This is a genomic window from Morganella psychrotolerans (assembly GCF_001676155.1).
In the GTDB taxonomy this organism is placed as follows: domain Bacteria; phylum Pseudomonadota; class Gammaproteobacteria; order Enterobacterales; family Enterobacteriaceae; genus Morganella; species Morganella psychrotolerans.
The window spans coordinates 158,218-174,938 of the sequence record NZ_LZEW01000030.1; the positions used below are offsets into that span (position 1 = coordinate 158,218).

13 protein-coding genes, 1 tRNA gene and 1 pseudogene are annotated in these 16,721 nt (G+C 48.6%); 11 read left to right on the forward strand and 4 right to left on the reverse strand.

Going from position 1 to position 16,721, the window contains the following annotated elements; genetic code table 11:
* Positions 1-12 precede the first annotated feature (12 nt).
* Positions 13-1,296: a DUF3748 domain-containing protein gene (locus tag AYY16_RS15785; protein WP_067368759.1), complete on the forward strand. Its 1,284-nt coding sequence runs from the start codon at positions 13-15 to the stop codon at positions 1,294-1,296.
* A 63-nt stretch (positions 1,297-1,359) separates the two neighbouring features.
* Here AYY16_RS15785 and AYY16_RS15790 read toward each other — a convergent pair whose 3' ends face one another.
* A complete protein-coding gene (locus tag AYY16_RS15790) occupies positions 1,360-1,713 on the reverse strand; it encodes a YceK/YidQ family lipoprotein (RefSeq protein ID WP_067368761.1) in 354 nt (117 codons plus the stop codon).
* A 646-nt stretch (positions 1,714-2,359) separates the two neighbouring features.
* Positions 2,360-2,911 carry a DNA-3-methyladenine glycosylase I gene (locus AYY16_RS15795; protein WP_190973109.1) on the reverse strand — a complete coding sequence of 184 codons (552 nt, stop codon included), beginning with the start codon at positions 2,909-2,911 and terminating at the stop codon, positions 2,360-2,362.
* A gap of 201 nt (positions 2,912-3,112) precedes the next feature.
* Between AYY16_RS15795 and glyQ the strand changes: the two genes are divergently transcribed.
* Together glyQ and glyS are read left to right on the forward strand one after the other, a co-directional pair.
* Positions 3,113-4,021, forward strand: a complete 909-nt coding sequence (glyQ, locus tag AYY16_RS15800) for a glycine--tRNA ligase subunit alpha (RefSeq protein WP_067368766.1) — start codon at positions 3,113-3,115, stop codon at positions 4,019-4,021.
* A gap of 9 nt (positions 4,022-4,030) precedes the next feature.
* On the forward strand, positions 4,031-6,100 hold the full coding sequence (glyS, locus tag AYY16_RS15805; RefSeq protein WP_067368769.1) for a glycine--tRNA ligase subunit beta: 2,070 nt from the start codon (positions 4,031-4,033) through the stop codon (positions 6,098-6,100).
* A gap of 201 nt (positions 6,101-6,301) precedes the next feature.
* Here glyS and AYY16_RS21220 read toward each other — a convergent pair whose 3' ends face one another.
* Complete coding sequence (locus tag AYY16_RS21220; RefSeq protein ID WP_235846330.1) at positions 6,302-6,655, reverse strand: hypothetical protein; 354 nt, start codon at positions 6,653-6,655, stop codon at positions 6,302-6,304.
* A gap of 128 nt (positions 6,656-6,783) precedes the next feature.
* Positions 6,784-7,455, reverse strand: a complete 672-nt coding sequence (locus AYY16_RS21225; protein ID WP_235846331.1) for a two-partner secretion domain-containing protein — start codon at positions 7,453-7,455, stop codon at positions 6,784-6,786.
* Between the two features lie 264 nt (positions 7,456-7,719).
* Here AYY16_RS21225 and AYY16_RS15815 point away from each other — a divergent pair.
* The 8 genes and pseudogenes from AYY16_RS15815 (at position 7,720) to AYY16_RS15855 (ending at position 16,663) form a co-directional block, all read left to right on the forward strand.
* Positions 7,720-7,796: transfer RNA gene (locus tag AYY16_RS15815), tRNA-Pro, on the forward strand.
* 179 nt (positions 7,797-7,975) lie between these two features.
* Positions 7,976-9,526, forward strand: coding sequence for a ShlB/FhaC/HecB family hemolysin secretion/activation protein (locus AYY16_RS15825; protein ID WP_082970772.1), 1,551 nt, complete (start codon positions 7,976-7,978; stop codon positions 9,524-9,526).
* A gap of 505 nt (positions 9,527-10,031) precedes the next feature.
* Positions 10,032-11,645: a dipeptide ABC transporter periplasmic-binding protein DppA gene (gene dppA / locus AYY16_RS15830; protein WP_067368933.1), complete on the forward strand. Its 1,614-nt coding sequence runs from the start codon at positions 10,032-10,034 to the stop codon at positions 11,643-11,645.
* 199 nt (positions 11,646-11,844) lie between these two features.
* The gene (gene dppB, locus AYY16_RS15835) at positions 11,845-12,864 is read left to right on the forward strand and encodes a dipeptide ABC transporter permease DppB (RefSeq protein WP_067368777.1); all 1,020 of its coding nucleotides are present in this window, start codon (positions 11,845-11,847) and stop codon (positions 12,862-12,864) included.
* A 12-nt stretch (positions 12,865-12,876) separates the two neighbouring features.
* Positions 12,877-13,779 carry a dipeptide ABC transporter permease DppC gene (dppC, locus tag AYY16_RS15840; RefSeq protein WP_067368784.1) on the forward strand — a complete coding sequence of 301 codons (903 nt, stop codon included), beginning with the start codon at positions 12,877-12,879 and terminating at the stop codon, positions 13,777-13,779.
* Between the two features lie 10 nt (positions 13,780-13,789).
* Positions 13,790-14,773 (forward strand): dipeptide ABC transporter ATP-binding protein, encoded by a 984-nt coding sequence (gene dppD, locus AYY16_RS15845; RefSeq protein WP_067368787.1) that lies wholly within the window; start codon positions 13,790-13,792, stop codon positions 14,771-14,773.
* A pseudogene (dppF, locus tag AYY16_RS15850) lies at positions 14,766-15,765 on the forward strand (dipeptide ABC transporter ATP-binding subunit DppF). Before dppD ends, dppF begins: the two are co-directional and overlap by 8 nt.
* A 190-nt stretch (positions 15,766-15,955) precedes the next feature.
* Positions 15,956-16,663 carry a HAMP domain-containing protein gene (locus AYY16_RS15855; protein ID WP_067368794.1) on the forward strand — a complete coding sequence of 236 codons (708 nt, stop codon included), beginning with the start codon at positions 15,956-15,958 and terminating at the stop codon, positions 16,661-16,663.
* Positions 16,664-16,721 lie beyond the last annotated feature (58 nt).

Consider the following 16,721-nt stretch of genomic DNA (forward strand, 5'->3'; position numbering starts at 1 on the left):
AGTATCACCCTAATGAATGAATATCAGATAACAACAACACCCCGTAATCATCAGCTTACTAATAGTAATGTATGGACGCCGGATAGCCAATGGCTGGTTTATGATGTCCGCCCGGAAGGGGCTTCTTTTACCGGTGAAACGATAGAAAAAATTCATGTAAAAACAAAAAAAATCACTGAAATTTACCGGGGAACGGCGGATGCTCATGTGGGTGTTGTGACTGTCAGCCCGCAATTACCGGTACGTTACGCGTTTATTCGCGGACCGCAGCATCCGGATACGCAGTGGCACTACGATTTTCATCACCGGCAGGGCGTTATTGTTAATGATGATGCACCCGGCACCGTACATAACATTGATGCTTTCTGTATTACCCCGCCATATCAGCCGGGGGCGCTGCGGGGCGGAACGCACGTTCATATGTTCAGTCCGGACGGAGAATGGCTCAGTTTTACGTATAACGACCATGTTTTGTATGAAAGGGATCCTGCACTGGATTTACGCAATGTGGCCGTCGCCGTTCCGCTGCATCCGGTGACGGTTGCCGGACATCATCCGCGTGAATATAACGGTGAATTTTTCTGCTGTGTGGTATCAAAGACCACTCCGGCTCCTTTACCAGGCAGCGATGATATCAGCCGGGCGTATGAAGAGGGCTGGATTGGTAAGAACGGATATATAAAGCCCGATGGTACACATCAGCGCCGGGCTATCGCGTTTATCGGCGATACGCGGGCTGATAATGGCGATATTATTCCGGAAATTTTCCGCCTTGATCTGCCTGAGTCCGCCGGGGATTATGCAAAGCCCGGAGCGTCTCCTCTTGAGGGTACAGAGCATGCAATGCCTGCACCACCGGCAGGTGTGACTCAGACCCGCCTGACATTTACTCATGACCGTGTATATCCCGGGCTGGCAAAGCGCCCGCGGTTCTGGCTGCGCAGTTCGCCGCAGGGCGATAAAATCGCGTTTCTGATGCAGGACGGGCAGGGTATTGCTCAGCTCTGGACACTCTCTCCTGATGGCGGCGACATGCATCAGATAACCTCCGGGGCAGAGGGTATTGAATCGGCTTTCAACTGGGACTGCAACGGAGAGTATCTGACTTTTATCCGGCAGGGGCAGGTGGTGGTGTGCTGTGTTGAAACAGGAGTGTGCCGGGCAATTACAGCACATTCAGAGGCGCGGATTTCAGGTGATGCGGTCGTGTTTTCCCCGGATAACCGGCAGGTGGCTTTTTTGCGAAACACTGATGGCTGGCAGCAAATCTGGGTGGCAGATACCGGGGTGCTGTAACCGGTACAGTATCAGGGCCCGGTGGCAGAATATTATATTTATCTCTGACAACCCCGGGCTGTTTTAATCCTGCACCGGCTGAGCGTCGGGCTGATGTTGTGCTGTTTTTTCGGCTTCAAGTTGTTTTACCCGCGCAGCCGGGGACGTCAGGCTGTTATCTTTACCTTCCAGCGCATAATCGACCGGGGCGAGAAGTGTATCCAGCGCAGCCGAAAGAGGTAAATCGATGGCGATGACGGGTTTCATCACCCAGCCGGTTTCGTCATCCTGCAACATCGCAATACTGTTTTTTGTTCCTGCATAGTAGCCCTCAGTAGGACCGGTCCGGGTCATGATGCTTGAGCAGCCGCTGAGTGCCGTGCTTAAGCTCAGTAACCCGCTTACTATTATGCAGTTATGTATATAGGTACGTGTCATTATATATCCCTGTATATACTCGTCATACTTCAGAATGCCTGGTCGTTGACTACGCAAAGCCCGCCGGGTCACATAGTTGACCTATGCTCCCCGTCTATCTTCGCTTGTCGCCTACAGGCATCCCGAATTATTTAGAGTATAGCTGATGGTAGTGATGCTTCCCTACCACACCGGCGTACTATTCCATAAATAGATCGCACTGAGAAGTCTTTGTTTTTTTATTGCCGTATTTATACAAGGTTAGTTGACCTGATAATTATATTTTATGAAATATATCCTTATTCATTCAAACTGCAGGTTCGTTGGCTTCGCTCAGCCAGCCGGGTCACATAGTTTATCTATGCTCCCCGTCTGTCTTCCCTTGCCGCCTGCCTGCATCTTGAATGACGTTGGGTATATGTCTGTAAGAAAGTATTCATTTATTTGTTAATAAGTGAAGTTCATTGGCGTTAATACATTGATAAAATAAGGTATACCAACGGCATTGTATATCGCAGCACCGGGTAAAATAGGTATTGTTAGTTGACGATATGAACCACATAAGCCTTGTGATGCATATTTAGTAATTGTGTAAATTAACAGACCCAAAGTCCTCGTTATACTTTTTGCCCCTTTGTGTTCTTACCACACAACAGGGGCATTTTTTTTAATGGCGGTTGCAGCAGTGCGGGAGATGATCATCAATCATGCCGATGGCCTGCATAAAAGAGTAGCAAATAACAGGTCCGCAAAATTTAAATCCCCGTTTCTTCAGTGCCTTAGCCAAAGAGTGTGAGAGCGGAGTATCTGTCGGAATACTGCTGCTGTCAGTGTGCTGATTGACGAGCGGTGTATTATCGACAAAATTCCACACAAACCGGCTGAAATCTTCCCCTTTTTCCGCCATAGCCAGATAGGCTGCCGCATTGCTGATAATGGCTTTAATTTTTATGCGATGACGGACTATACCGGGATTTTGCATCAGTCTGTCCACATCATCTTCAGTCATTGCGGCGACCTTTACCGGATCGAAATTAAAAAAGGCCTGCCGGTAATTTTCCCGTTTTTTCAGAATAATCAGCCAGGAAAGCCCCGCCTGCTGGCCTTCAAGACAGATCATTTCAAATAATTTGTGATTATCCCGTTCCGGTACGCCCCATTCATTGTCGTGATAATGAATATAGAGCGGATCATCAGTGACCCAGGCGCAACGCACCAGTGAAGCGGCAGAGAGTGTCATTTATTTTCTCCGGTGGAGAGAGGCTTTTCTGTAACTTATACTGTATATGCATACATGTAAATAAGGTGTTTACTCTTTTTTCCTCTTGTGCGGAAAAATGATCGGGTAAGCGCTGTCCCGTCAGGCGGTCAAAGGGTATACTGAATGACTTTTATTAACTCTCTCGCGTGCGGATCTAACATGCAAAAGTTTGATACCAAAACCTTCCAGGGGCTTATCCTGACATTACAGGATTACTGGGCGCGTCAGGGCTGTACCATTGTTCAACCACTGGACATGGAAGTCGGCGCTGGCACTTCACACCCGATGACGTGCTTAAGAGCCTTAGGGCCGGAGCCAATTGCGGCAGCCTATGTTCAGCCATCCCGTCGTCCGACGGATGGCCGTTACGGGGAAAACCCGAATCGCCTGCAACACTATTATCAGTTTCAGGTCATTATCAAACCGTCTCCGGATAATATCCAGGAACTTTACCTTGGCTCGCTGAAAGAGCTGGGTATTGACCCGACGGTTCATGATATCCGTTTCGTTGAAGATAACTGGGAAAACCCGACGCTGGGTGCCTGGGGATTAGGCTGGGAAGTCTGGCTGAACGGAATGGAAGTGACTCAGTTTACGTATTTCCAGCAGGTCGGCGGACTGGAGTGCAAACCGGTTACCGGTGAAGTCACTTATGGTCTGGAACGGCTTGCGATGTACATTCAGGGCGTGGACAGTGTCTATGACCTGGTCTGGTGCGATGGACCGCTGGGTAAAACCACGTATGGCGATATCTATCACCAGAATGAAGTTGAGCAATCCACTTATAACTTTGAATACGCGGATGTGGATTTCTTATTCACCTGTTTTGAACAGTATGAAAAAGAAGCACTGTCGTTGTTAGCGCTGGAAACACCGCTGCCGTTACCGGCTTACGAACGTATTCTGAAAGCCGCTCACTCTTTCAACCTGCTTGATGCGCGAAAAGCGATTTCGGTGACTGAACGTCAGCGTTATATCCTGCGTATCCGTACTCTGACCAAATCCGTTGCAGAAGCTTATTACGCCTCCCGTGAGGCAATGGGCTTTCCGATGTGTAAAAAGAACTGAGAGGCCGTCATGACACAACAGACTTTCCTGGTGGAAATCGGCACCGAAGAGTTACCGCCGAAGGCGCTTCGTTCTCTTGCTGAGTCATTTGCAGCGAATTTAACATCTGAACTGGCCGCCGCCAATCTGACACACGGTGATGTGGCATGGTATGCCGCACCACGTCGCTTAGCGGTAAAAATTGCTGCATTAGCGGATTCAGCAGCTGACCGTGAAGTTGAAAAACGCGGTCCTGCCGTTGCGCAGGCATTTGATGCGGATGGTAAACCAACCAAAGCGGCTGAAGGCTGGGCGCGCGGTTGTGGTATTACTGTCGAACAGGCAGAGCGCATGGTCACGGATAAAGGCGAATGGTTACTTTACCGTGCTGTGGAAAAAGGGAATAACGCAAAAGAATTACTGGCTGATATGGTCAGTCGCGCGCTGGCAAAACTACCTATCCCGAAACTGATGCGCTGGGGTGATAAAGATACGCATTTTGTGCGTCCGGTTCATACAGTCACAATGCTGATGGGCGCGGATATTATCCCGGGCGAAGTACTGGGGATTAAATCTGACCGTACTATCCGTGGTCACCGTTTTATGGGTGAGCCGGAATTTACGATTGCTCACGCGGATGAATATCCGGCGTTGCTGGAAACCCGCGGTAAAGTGATGGCGGATTACGATGCCCGTAAAGCCATTATTAAGCGTGATGCTGAAAAAGCGGCACAGGCGCTTGGCGGTGTGGCTGATCTGACAGACAGTTTACTGGAAGAAGTGACCTCGCTGGTGGAATGGCCGGTTGTTCTGACGGCAAAATTTGAAGAGAAATTCCTGGCGGTTCCTTCAGAAGCATTGGTTTACACCATGAAAGGTGACCAGAAATATTTCCCGGTGTATGACAAAAACGGCAAACTGATGCCGAACTTTATTTTTGTCGCCAATATCGAATCCTCTGATCCGATACAGATTATTTCCGGTAATGAAAAAGTGGTTCGCCCGCGTCTGGCGGATGCGGAATTCTTCTTTAAAACTGACTGCAAAAAACGCCTCGAAGATAATCTGCCGCGTCTGAGCACTGTATTGTTTCAGCAGCAGCTTGGTACTCTGCGTGATAAAACAGATCGTCTGGAAGCCCTTGCCGGCTGGATTGCCGGTCAGATTGGCGCAGATGTTAATCATGCGACCCGTGCGGGCCTGCTGGCAAAATGTGACCTGCTGACCAACATGGTCTTTGAATTCACTGACACGCAAGGTGTGATGGGTATGCACTATGCGCGTCACGACGGTGAATCTGAGGATGTGGCTCTGGCGCTGAAAGAGCAGTATCAGCCGCGCTATGCCGGTGATACTCTGCCGTCCACACCGGTTTCCGCTGCGCTGGCGATTGCCGAGAAAATGGATACCCTCGCGGGGATCTTCGGTATTGGTCAGCATCCTAAAGGGGATAAAGACCCGTTTGCTCTGCGCCGTGCTGCGTTGGGCGTGCTGCGTATTATTGTTGAGAAAGGGTATAACCTTGACCTCGATACGCTGACACAGGAAGCGGTTCGTTTGTACGGCGATAAACTGACCAATAAGAATGTGGTCACGGATGTCACTGACTTTATGTTAGGCCGTTTCCGCGCATGGTATCAGGAGCAGGGTTATGCGATTGATACTATCCAGGCTGTCCTGGCGCGTCGTCCTACCCGTCCGGCGGACTTTGATGCCCGCATGAAAGCGGTCACTCACTTCCGTTCTCTGGAAGAGGCGGCGGCACTGGCGGCAGCAAACAAACGTGTGTCTAATATTCTGTCCAAAAGTGATGATGCACTCAATGATGCTGTTCAGGCATCTCTGCTTAATGCTCCGGAAGAAATCAGACTGGCTGCATATGTTATTGATCTGAAAGCACAGCTGACACCGCTGTATGCTGAAGGTAAATATCAGGAAGCACTGACTGAGCTGGCATCCTTGCGTGAAGCTGTGGATGCGTTCTTTGATAGTGTGATGGTGATGGATAAGGATGATAATATCCGCCGTAACCGTCTGACCTTATTAAATGAATTACGTAATCTGTTCCTGGAAGTAGCGGATATTTCGCTGTTACAGTAATAAGTAATTTGTAATTAAGATAAAAAGCCCGGTCTGTCTGATGACAGTACCGGGCTTTATTTTTACTAAAGTGGATTTTTTATCTCAGCTTCAAATACAGGTCGTGATGTGATTTTCCCGTTACCGGAATGATAAAGCTCATAAGCCTTAAATTTTGCTGTTTCATTCATGATCTCACCATTATTAATATAGGCAAGAACATTACTGTTGGTTGATATATCCAGTGCTTCCAGATATTTTTTTATTATTCAGTGCAATGGTGTTTGCTTTCACGGATAAACTGCCCGACAGATTACCAGAGTTATTAATTCCGACACCGGATACTACATTCTGTAATCCGGTAACATCTGTCATGTCTGATGACATATTACTCTTGTTATTAATAACAGCATTCCCTATTGCCATTATTTTATGCGTGTTATCAATTTTAAAAGTACCATTATTCGTAATAGCACTATTTTCCAGGATTGAATTTGCAGCGGCTGCATGTATATTACCATTGCTGCCATTTGTTAACTCAGAATTGACTAAATCCATCGTCAGGTGGCTGTTCATGTATTTTTGTGTCTTCGCATCACCAACCGGACCAACTTCAATTTGTCCATGATTTTTTTATTACTGCGTTATTTGCACTGACATACATGTTATCAGCGTTAATACGGCTATTCTTACTGATGGATAATTTACTTTTTTTCTGCACTGTCTTTGCCTGGTATTGCTTCCAGCCCCCGGACAGTTCCCGGTGTAAATTTCACTAACTCATGACCGGCAAAGGTCGTCAGGTCAGCTGTTTTAATTTGGCTGTTACGAATAGTGATGTTTTCAGCAATAATATTGAGTTTATTCACGGAAGAAAATGAATTTCCATCTGTATTATTAATGCGAATGCTACCGCTGTTATCATAATAACCCAGTAATGCACCATCCTGAGATAACGCAATTTTTCCGGCTGTCAGTGTTAATTGTTTTGCACCGGTAATGCCACAACCGTTACAGGAAATTCCGTTAGGATTGGCAATAACAAGATGCGCTTTTTTCCCGTCAACAGACATATTGCCGTTCAGGAATGATTTTTGATCTGATACAACTTCATTAATAATCATTCCGGCATCCGCTGTCTGATTATTAAATGTCAGCCCTTTCTTATCAACATTAAATGCGTCATAGCTGTTATAAGAAACACCGTGATTATTTGCCGGTGCAATATCAATAGTGGTTTGATTGTTCTGAGTAACGACTTTGGTTTCATCCGCAGACGCCTGATTAACAATAATGCTATTATCAGGTGCTGCCAGCGCGAACTGGCTGATTAAAAGTGTACTGCTGATAACTGAGAGTTTAAACATGTTTGGCATAACCTTTCCCTGGTTCTGATTGATGAGTAAAAACACGAATACCATAAATGAAGTAACAAATGTCCGATATAAATCCGTGGTCATTTTTTGTCAGTTTTACGCATTCTGATAGCAAATAAAAAACATATATTTTACGAATAAGCAGATTAAAAACATCAATTTGGATAATAAAACGGCAAAGTGAAAATAAAGCGCCGGAAAGCGAATATTTTTGGTTTCTTACCTTGACGTTTTATCTTTCCGGCAGTAATATCCCTCCCGCTTCGGCGAGTAGCGCAGCTTGGTAGCGCAACTGGTTTGGGACCAGTGGGTCGTAGGTTCGAATCCTATCTCGCCGACCATATTCAAGAAAAGCCCTGCCTTATGGCAGGGCTTTTTGCTTTCCGGTTCCCGGCGCTGTTCTTTTTATCCTTCTGCCTTATTATCTCCCGTAAAATTACGGTGTTTTTTGATATCACCGTTCTTCTGTTTCCGCTTAACTACCTGTTCAAAATGGATATATCGTCAAGCGGACTGACACATGATAAAGATAACAGCTGCTGCTATTGTGATAGCAGTCAGCACTTGTGCGTGGAGCACGGAAAATAGCCCATCTATACCTTCAGCAGAACCTTGCGCCACACTTTCAGCGGTGGTTATTGAGCAGCGTGAATTAATAATACCGTCCCATCTGGCAGATGAATTTGAGCATAAGGTCACCGGGACGTGTCTGACATCAGAGCAGATGGCGGAAGCCATCATGAGCCTGGAATCAGGGATCCATCAGGCGGGTTTTATTACCGCCCTGGTCGGTGTACCGCCACAAAATGTCAGTGACGGGATACTGACTCTGCAATATAAGCCCGGTTATCTGAGTGGCTACCGTGATAAAGATAGCGGGCAGTCCCGTTTTGCGATGGGGTTGGTTTTTCCGCAGAGAGCAGACAGGCAACTGAATATCCGTGATACTGAACTGGGAATGAATCATCTGAATCAGGTAGCGGGGTTGGGTGTGCGGGCAGCGGTTGAACCTGATCCGGATAAGCCCGGCAGCTCTGTTATTATGATTTCCGGGCAGAAAAAACGCAGTGTGAGCGGCTCACTTGAAATAAATAATCATGGAAACCGGTCAACCGGCAGCAGACAGATCAATAACCGGCTCAATATTGAAAATCCACTTCAGTTATATGATCGCCTGTTTGTCTATACCCTGCGGGATTTGGACCGGCGTCATGCGACCGGAACAAAGTTTGTCTATGCTCAATACCGGGTGCCGTATCAGTACTGGGAATTTACGGCAGGTGGCAGTTACAGCGAACAGAAACAGCAATATCCGGTGTTAAACGACTCTCTGGATTATTTTACCCGCAGCAAAATGCTGGATCTCAGCATCGGCCGCAAACTGCTTCTGACGCCAATACATGATATGACGCTCAGCAGCGGGATATCTGCAGTGACGCGCAGCATCACACTCGCGGGTACTCCGCTGAAAATGCCTGAGCGTCGCTCTGTGTACTGGGATCTTGCACTGAATCATCGTTATTACCATCCTGCGTTTACCTTTCAGTATCAGGTTCAGTATAAACATTCACTGAACCAGTTTGGCGCATTACCTCTGTCGCACATGGCGATTAAACCCACCCGGCAACTGATGGCAGAAACCACCATAACGGTTCCTTTTCGCGCCGCCGGACAGGCTTTTTATTATGAAGGTGTCATGCGGGGTATTATCAATGCCGATAAAACAGACCAAATGGATCATGTGTCATTAGGTGATCGCAATTCTGTTCGTGGCTATCCGTTCCATTATAGTATTAATGCACCACGCGCATTCATCAGCCGTAATGAAATGGTATGGCAGCAGGCACTGCCTTATCATAACCTTTATATCGCGGCAGATATTGCCGTACCCGGTACGGATATTATAAGCAGGGCTTATTCTCCGCGCTGGCTGGCAGGTAGTGAAATCGGCATTAAAGGACATTATAAACCTGTCAGTTACCAGTTGTTTACCGGCATTCCTTTTAAAGCTGCAGAGAATGTAGCTGCTTTTTCCGCGTATGCCGGGGTTTCTGTCAGTTTTAATTACTGAGTATTTTTCTGTTTCCCGGATATTGCCGGGATGTGCGCGGCAATATGTTATCCGGCCTTTTTATCTGCCACATACTTTTGCTGCGTGATAATACCGTGCTGACGCAGATAAGGTGCGGATTATGTATCGCTGTGTAATGAAACGGGCAACGGAAAACCCTGGTTCAGGGGGAGCAGGCAAAATAATCGGATAGTAATTAAGCATCCAGTCACAAAAATCGTATAATTTTTAACAGTTGTTTATTCTGCCCCTTTTTTATCAACCGGATGAATTGGCGCGCTAATGTGCGCTGACTCAAACATTTTACCTGTTTTTGTTATAAAACCGTTTAGTTTATGTGCCTTATGTGTTGTCGGGGTCTACAGTCAATAGTATTGACTGCCTGTGTGACAGTTGATTTAGTGAAGAGTCAAAAAAATAATAATCAAACTGAAATCTGTGGTACGCACTGCTTTACCGGACCGCAGACAAACACAACATACAATGACAGGCGGAGATAACGATGATGAAAGTCGCCAAACGTAAGACAGGGTTGATGAAGCTGAGTGTCACACTGATTGCACTGGCAGTGTCGGCAAGTGTTAACGCGGCAGGCACGCTGGTTTTCTGTTCGGAAGGGTCACCGGAAGGGTTTAACCCGCAGTTGTTTACCTCCGGAACAACCTATGATGCGAGCTCGGTTCCGCTCTATAACCGGCTGGTCGAGTTTAAAGCCGGAACGACAGAACTGGAGCCGGGTCTGGCAGAGACCTGGGACGTGAGTGCGGATGGTAAAACGTACACTTTCCATCTGCGCAAAGGGGTTAAATTCCACACCACTAAAGAGTTCAAGCCGACCCGTGATTTTAATGCTGATGATGTGATTTTCACGTTTGATCGTCAGAAAAATGCGGAGAATCCGTATCACAAAGTGTCCGGCGGCAGTTACGAATATTTCAGCGGCATGGATATGGATAAAATCATCGAAAAAATTGAGAAAGTCGATGATAACACTGTCCGTTTTCAGCTGAGCCGCTCAGAAGCCCCTTTCCTGGCAAACCTCGGAATGGACTTTGCCTCCATTCTTTCTGCTGAATATGCGGATCAGATGCTGAAAGCCGGAACACCGGAAAAAGTGGATCTGAATCCTGTCGGCACCGGTCCGTTTGTGTTGCAGCAGTATCAGAAAGATTCCCGCATCCTGTATAAAGCTAATGATGATTACTGGAATGGTCGTCCGCAACTGGATCGCCTGGTGTTCTCTATCACGCCTGATGCCTCTGTCCGCTATGCTAAATTGCAGAAAAATGAATGTCAGGTAATGCCGTACCCGAACCCGGCTGATTTGGATCGCATGCGCGCGGATAAAAACATTGTACTGAAAGAGCAGCCAGGGCTGAATGTCGGCTATCTCTCTTATAACGTTGAGAAAAAACCACTGGATAATGTCAAAGTCCGCCAGGCGCTGAGCATGGCCGTGAATAAAGACGCTATTATCGAAGCGGTTTACCAGGGAGCAGGACAGAAAGCGAAAAATCTGATTCCGCCAACCATGTGGGGCTATAACAAAGACTTACAGGACTATCCGTACGATCCTGAAAAAGCAAAAGCATTGCTGAAAGAAGCCGGAATGGAAAACGGGTTTGAAATTGACCTGTGGGCAATGCCGGTTCAGCGTCCGTATAACCCGAATGCGCGTCGTATGGCTGAGATGATCCAGGCTGACTGGGCGAAAGTCGGCGTGAAAGCCAAAATCGTAACCTATGAGTGGGGTGAGTACCTCAAGCGCGCGAAAGCGGGTGAACCTCAGACAGTGATGATGGGCTGGACAGGCGACAACGGGGATCCGGATAACTTCTTCGCGACACTCTTCAGCTGTGCCGCGAAAGAACAGGGTTCGAATTACTCAAAATGGTGTGATCAATCCTTTGAAAACATCATCCTGCCGGCGCGTACCACCGCTGATCCGAAAGAGCGCGCCAAGCTGTATGAGCAGGCTCAGGTCGTGATGAAAGAGCAGGAACCGGCGCTGATTGTTGCGCACTCCACAGTGTATGAGCCTGTCCGCAAAGAAGTGAAAGGCTATGTGGTTGATCCGCTGGGCAAACATCACTTTGATAAAGTCTCAATCGAAAAATAATAAGTCAGTAATTAGTGTCTCCGGTTCGCCGTCTTTATAAGGGCGGCGAACCCTGTATCGCACCGCATAGTACGGTCGATGCAGAACATATAATTAAAATAATATTATTCATGGTGTGAGTATAAAGGGGAAGTCCTCCCTTTCGTCCGGTCTTTATGACCTGAGCGCTGTCAGCGGGCATTACAAGGGAATCAGGGGTATGCTGCAATTTATCCTCCGACGGGTAGGGATGGTTATACCGACATTTATCGGTATCACATTACTGACGTTTATATTTGTTCATCTGATCCCGGGCGACCCGGTCACGATTATGGCGGGTGAACGCGGGATTTCTCCGGAGCGTCACGCACAGTTAATGGCGGCACTCGGATTAGATCAACCTTACTGGAAACAGTATCTTCATTACATCAATGGCGTTCTGCACGGCGACCTTGGTATCTCATTAAAGAGCCGCCAGCCGGTGTGGGATGAATTTGTTCCCCGCTTTAAAGCCACGCTGGAACTTGCTACCTGCGCAATGATTTTTGCCATCTCTGTGGGCATTCCGGCAGGTGTGCTGGCGGCGGTCAAACGCGGTTCGGTGTTTGATCATACGGTTATCGGGATTTCACTGACCGGCTATTCCATGCCGATTTTCTGGTGGGGCATCATGCTTATCATGCTGGTGTCGGTCAATCTTGACCTTACCCCGGTATCCGGAAGGCTTGCCGACAGTGTTTTCCTGGATGACACTCAGCCGCTCACCGGATTTATGCTGATTGATACCCTGATCTGGGGCGAAGACGGGGATTTTAAAGATGCCGTGATGCATCTTATCTTACCTTCCATTGTCCTCGGCACTATTCCGCTGGCGGTGATTGTCCGTATGACGCGCTCCGCGATGCTGGAAGTCCTGGGTGAAGATTATATCCGTACCGCACGCGCCAAAGGGCTGAGCCGTCTGCGGGTGATTGTGGTGCATGCGCTGCGTAATGCATTGTTACCGGTCGTGACAGTAATCGGCTTACAGGTCGGTGTGATGCTGGCAGGTGCAATTCTGACAGAAACTATTTTCTCCTGGCCCGGTATCGGGCGCTGGCTGATTGATGCACTGCAACGCCGTGACTATCCGGTGGTTCAGGGCGGCGTACTGCTGATCGCTATTCTCATTATCCTGGTTAACCTGTGTGTGGATTTACTCTACGGTGTCATTAATCCGCGGATCCGCCACAAAAAATAAGAGGAGCGCACGATGTCTGATTCAACGAACAATGTTGTTACCCGCGCGCCTGAGCCTCTCTCTCCGCTGCGCGAATTCTGGGTTTATTTCAGTCGCAACAAAGGTGCATTAATCGGATTGATTTATATCCTGCTGATGCTGCTGATTGCGATTTTCGCCCCGTTGCTTGCCCCGCATCTGCCGGATGAGCAGTTCCGCACACATTTATTGCAGCCGCCTGTCTGGCAGGAAGGGGGTTCGTGGGAATTTATGCTCGGCACTGATGATATCGGACGGGATATATTGTCCCGCCTGATGTTTGGTGCCCGCCTCTCGTTACTGGTGGGCTGCCTGGTGGTTGCGCTCTCATTACTGATGGGTGTGGTGGTGGGATTGGTTGCCGGCTATTTCGGCGGCTGGATTGATGCCCTGATCATGCGCATCGTCGATATCATGCTGGCACTGCCGAGCCTGCTGCTGGCGCTGGTGCTGGTGGCTATCTTCGGACCATCGATTGTGAATGCCTCGCTGGCACTGACCTTTGTCGCACTGCCGCACTATATCCGCCTGACGCGGGCAGCGGTACTCACTGAAGTCAGCCGTGATTATGTCACGGCTTCCGGCGTGGCGGGCGCAGGTGCTGCCCGCCAGATGTTTGTGAATATTTTGCCGAACTGTCTCGCGCCGCTGATTGTGCAGGCGTCTCTGGGCTTTTCCAACGCCATTTTGGATATGGCGGCGTTAGGTTTCTTAGGCATGGGCGCACAGCCGCCGACACCGGAGTGGGGAACGATGCTCTCCGATGTTTTACAGTTTACGCAAAGTGCCTGGTGGGTGGTGACCTTCCCGGGACTGGCGATTTTACTGACGGTACTGGCGTTTAACCTGATGGGCGACGGATTGCGTGATGCCCTTGATCCTAAGCTGAAGCAGTAGAGGTGCAGACATGGCGTTATTAACAGTTGATAAATTATCTGTTCACTTCGGTGAAAAAGAGATGCCATTCCGCGCTGTTGACCGGATCAGCTACCAGGTTGATGAAGGTCAGGTGCTGGGCATTGTCGGGGAGTCAGGCTCCGGAAAATCGGTCAGTTCGCTGGCCATTATGGGATTGATTGATTTTCCCGGTCGCGTGATGGCGGATAACCTGGAGTTTGACGGCCGCCATCTGCTGACGATTTCGGAAAAAGAGCGGCGTGAACTGGTGGGTTCGGATGTGGCGATGATTTTCCAGGATCCGATGACCAGCCTCAATCCGTGCTATACCGTCGGCTTTCAGATAATGGAAGCCCTGAAAGTGCATCAGGGGGGTAACCGCAAAACCCGGTTACAGCGGACCATTGATTTGCTGCTGCTGGTGGGTATTCCGGACCCGGCATCGCGGCTGGATGTGTATCCGCATCAGTTATCCGGCGGGATGAGTCAGCGGGTGATGATTGCGATGGCAATTGCCTGCCGCCCGAAACTGCTGATTGCCGATGAACCGACAACGGCGCTCGATGTCACTATCCAGGCACAGATTATTGAATTATTGCTTGAATTACAGCGGCAGGAAAACATGGCGCTGGTGCTTATCACCCATGATCTGGCGCTGGTGGCGGAAGCGGCGCATCACATTATTGTGATGTATGCGGGGCAGGTTGTGGAGTCCGGTAAAGCGGCGGATATTTTCCGTGCGCCCCGGCATCCTTACACTCAGGCGCTGTTACGGGCGTTGCCGGAATTTGCGGGCAATAAAAGCCGGCTGGAATCACTGCCGGGCGTCGTGCCCGGTAAGTATGACCGCCCTGACGGATGTCTGCTGAACCCGCGCTGTCCGTATGCAACGCAGATCTGCCGCACGACAGAACCAGCGCTGCGGACTGTCGGGTCACGTCAGGTGAAATGTCACACGCCGCTGGATGATCAAGGGAGACCGGGCCATGAGTGAAATCACACAACCACTGCTGCACGTAAAAGAGTTGAAAAAATATTATCCGGTGAAGAAAGGTTTTTTTTTCGCCGGAGCGGATGGTGAAAGCGCTTGATGGTGTTTCATTTGACCTTGCGCGCGGAAAAACTCTGGCGGTGGTGGGGGAATCCGGTTGCGGAAAATCCACCCTGGGGCGTTTGCTGACTATGATTGAAAAACCCACCGGCGGTGAGTTGTTTTATCAGGGCCAGAATTTACTGGTTGAAGACAAGCAGGCAGAAAAACTGCGCCGTCAGAAAATCCAGATTGTTTTCCAGAACCCGTACGGCTCGCTGAATCCGCGTAAAAAAGTCGGGCAGATCCTGGAAGAGCCGTTGGTTATCAATACTTCTCTGAGTGCGGCTCAGCGCAAAGAGAAAGTGCTGGCAATGATGGCAAAAGTCGGACTGAAAACAGAGCATTACAGCCGCTATCCGCACATGTTTTCCGGCGGACAGCGCCAGCGTATTGCTATCGCCCGTGGTCTGATGCTGGACCCCGATGTACTGATCGCCGATGAACCGGTTTCTGCACTCGATGTGTCTGTCCGCGCCCAGGTATTAAACCTGATGATGGATTTGCAGGATGAACTGGGTCTGTCATACGTCTTTATCTCTCATGATTTGTCTGTTGTGGAGCACATTGCCGATGATGTGATGGTGATGTATCTGGGGCGTTGTGTGGAGAAAGGAACTAAAGCGCAGATTTTTGATAATCCGCGCCATCCGTACACGCAGGCTCTGCTTTCTGCAACGCCGCGTCTGAACCCGGAACAACGGCGTGAGCGGATCAAGCTGACCGGTGAACTCCCCAGCCCGCTGAATCCGCCACCGGGCTGTGCTTTTGCCGCCCGTTGCCGTCATGCATTCAGTACCTGCACACAGTTTCAGCCGCAGTTGAAATCTTATGGCGGACAGCTTATTGCCTGCTTTGCAGTTGATCGGGAAGAGCAGACAGAAACAATGGAATAAACGCGCTGTTTTACAGCAAATTACAGAAAAACATGTTTTCCTGAAAGACAAAAGGCGATAATGAGAGGCTTCATTATCGCCTTTACTGTTAACGGGGTGAGATTAGCTCAGCAGAAAGCACAATGATGACGTATAATCACTGCGTATGACGAAAGATGTGATAACTGAATTGTAACGAAAGGCGTGAAATATGCGTGTAAAAGTCAAAAAGTCGCTGACAATTAAGCAAATGTCAGTTGTTGCAGTAGTGACTTTGGTGACTGTCGCACTTTTTATTACCCTTCAGTTATCGCATTTGATACAACAGCGGAAAGATGATTACACCAATCAGCTTTTTAATTCGTCAGTGCAGGTCAGAAAACCGTTGGCAGATGCATTGTTAGGATCTGATTTAAATGAAATTAAATCCATACTGATAACATTGCGTGCCAGTGGTATTTTAGGTCGGGCAATCGTGATGACACCGGATAATGTTCAGGTTATCAGCCTGGATTTCGCCACATACCGGCCTATTCCGGCTGCAGCAAAAATGATCTTCGGGATTCCGGTTGAAATCCGGGTTCCGCTATACGCATACGGCGTGGCACATATTGCAAAACCCCCGCAGGGGTATCTTATTCTTCAGGTGGATGATAACCGGATATACCGCTTCGCAATGAATACATTGGCACTGATGGTAACCAGTTATCTGTTACTGGCATTTGTCCTGGTGATCGCGATAAGTTGGTGTATTAACCGTCTGATGGTGCGCCCGTTACGTAATATGGCCCGTGAGCTGAACAGCGCAGAGCCGGCAGAAATGCTCAGTTGTTCACCGTATCATGAGGATGATGAGATTGGTTTGTTAGCAAAAGGCTATCAAAATCAGCTTAATAAACATAAATCAGGGCCATCATGAAAACTTCCCGGTCAGTTTGCTGTCTAAACTCAGACGAGTCGTAAGGACGTCCCGGAAG